Here is a 2,468-nt window from a genome sequence, read left to right on the forward strand (position 1 = left end):
GACGTGCACCGTCGCGCCCGTCAGCTCCGCTAGCGAAATCGCCTCCTCGACAAACTGCTGTTCACCGCCGCTTCCATCCGTCGGAACGAGGATCGAATCGTACATCGGTTCGCCCAACGCGGGCAACGGAAATAGTGGTATTGGATGAGTGGTATTGGATGTTCGAAAGCGGAACCCGTCCCATCAGTCCGACGCCTCGTCGTCACCGAGCGTCGGCACGTCGCCGGGAACGTTGAAGTCGTGGAAGTGTTCTCCTTTCTCCTTCGAGAGGATGTTGAGCGCCGCCGCACCGCCGTCCCCGGCCGAGATGACGGCCTCGTACTCCCCGGTACGGACCATCGCACCCGTCGCGTAGGCGTTCTCGACGCTGGTTCCCATCGTCACGTCGACATCCACGACGTCGTCGTCGGTTAGCTCACAGCCAAGCGACTCGGCGAGGCTGTGATCGTTGCCCGTCGCGAAGACGACGTACGTCGCGTCGTACTCGCCGTCGTCGGTCGTGACGGTAAAGCCGTCGCCGTCCTCCTCGACGCTCGTGACTTCTTCGCCCTGCTCGATGGTCGCACCGCGGTCCTCGACCTGTCCGCGAGCGATGGACATGAACTCGGTTCCCTTGATGCTCCGAATGCCGAGGTAGTTGAACAGATGTGCCTTGTGCATCCACGTCTCGTCGGTGTCGAACACCATTGTTTCGAGCCCGTTCTTCTGTGTGAACAGCGCCGCGCTCAGACCGGCGGGGCCGCCGCCGATGACTGCTACGTCTACCATGACAAGCAGATGGCACACACCACGAGAGAATAAAGACCAGGGTCGTTGTTTGAACGTCTCTCCCCGCTGAAACGGCCGCTTTCACAGAAAATACAGCGCGGATGCCTCGAGGCTTGACCTCGGGGAGGAAGCGCGTCGACGCGCGACACAAACCTCATACATCGGTCAGCACACTCCCGAAGGGTTAAGTAACACCGGCATCATATGTGAAACATCGTGGAATACCGTCGTACCGCCGTAATCAAGCTCGACGTGGCTCAAGACGCCGATGCTTCCCTCCGCGAGACAGTCGAACAATTCAAACACTGTGCAAACACAGCGAGCAAATGGTGTTGGCATGGCGACGACGGATATCACGTTACCTCAAAGGCCAAAGCAGAACGTGCCTTGTACGATAAACTACGGGACGAAACCAACCTTACTGCGAATCTCGTTCAGAAGGGGATTCGCCGGGCGGTCGAAGCCGTCAAGAGCGGTGTGGAGAGGTTGAAGCGCGGTGAACGAACGTCGCAACCCTATTTCTCCGCCGATAGTGCGGTTTACGATAAACGGAGTGCGACGTTCCACCGCGACTACGTGTCGCTCTCGACGGTCAACGGACGTGTCGAGTGCGACTACATCCTTCCCGACGACCCCGAGCGGCACCCACGGCCGTACCTCGATGACGAGGACTACGAGTTCCGCATGGCGCACTTACAGCGTCGGGACAACGAGTGGTTCCTTCATGCCTCGATGCGCAAGGTCGAAGCCGATGACCCCGAACCCGATACCGAGCACAGAACAGTCCTCGGTGTGGACCTTGGGGTGAACAACATCGCAGTTTCGTCAACGGGTGTGTTCTGGTCCGCCGATGAGTTCAACCACTGGCGTCGAGAGTACGAGAAGCGTCGCGGCTCGCTTCAACAGTGCGGGACACGAGCCGCCCACGAAGCCATCGAAGACGTCGGGCGCAAGGAGTACGGGCGCTTTGAGATATACTTGCATGGCGTAGCGAACGAACTCATTGAGGAAGCCGTCGAATACGGTTGTTCGCATATTGTCTTCGAGGACCTAACGCATATCCGCGAGAACGTCCCGCAGGCGACGTGGCAACACGTGTGGGCGTTCCGGCGGTTATTCCAATACGTTGAATACAAAGCGGCAGAACACGGCGTCGAAGTCGTGCAAGTCCCGCCGAACCACACGTCCCAACGCTGTTCGACGTGTGGGTGTACGCACGAGGACAACCGCGATGGCGAGCACTTCGAGTGCTTGAAATGCGGGTATCAGAACCATGCGGATTACAACGCGGCGAAGAACATCGGCTTTCGGTATCTCCGGCGGCGGCAAAACGCAGCCGCCGGAGGCGCACCTGTAGACGTGCGCTTGAATCGCGGGACGTTGAACGTGAGTGGGGAGTACGTCCCCCCTGCCGCTACGGCATAGAACGGGAGTCCACGCGAAAGCCTCGGGGCTTGACCCCGAGGCAGTTTACAGATTTTCCGACTTCAGCAACTACGAAGAAGACCTCGAAAGCTCCCGCTCGATCGCGGTCGCTGCACGGGATCGGCTTCTCGGTAATTGCAATCGCTATGCCATCAATCACCTTTCTGCGCCACCTTTCTGCATAGCGAGATGACGAATTCGGGGTCTTCATCGCAGTAGTTACATCTCATTCTCAGTCAGACCAGTCTTCCCCATTAATCGCCGCGAATGCGAGG

Annotated in this window: 3 protein-coding genes; 1 reads left to right on the top strand and 2 read right to left on the bottom strand. The window is 58.8% G+C overall.

All coding sequences use genetic code 11. The features are described from left to right. Positions 1-105 (bottom strand): universal stress protein (locus tag WBV42_RS20270; protein ID WP_423987640.1); only part of this gene is annotated, 105 nt, incomplete at its 3' end. A gap of 78 nt (positions 106-183) precedes the next feature. Next, a complete protein-coding gene (locus WBV42_RS20275) occupies positions 184-768 on the bottom strand; it encodes an FAD-dependent oxidoreductase (protein WP_423987638.1) in 585 nt (194 codons plus the stop codon). 216 nt (positions 769-984) lie between these two features. On the opposite strand from WBV42_RS20275, the gene WBV42_RS20280 reads away from it, so the two are divergent. Beyond that, entirely contained in the window at positions 985-2,193 is a 1,209-nt protein-coding gene (locus tag WBV42_RS20280; protein ID WP_423987639.1) for an RNA-guided endonuclease InsQ/TnpB family protein, read from the top strand. The last annotated feature ends 275 nt before the right edge of the window (positions 2,194-2,468 follow it).

The sequence above is a fragment of the Haladaptatus sp. genome (assembly GCF_049589095.1).
Classification (GTDB): Archaea; Halobacteriota; Halobacteria; order Halobacteriales; family Haladaptataceae; genus Haladaptatus.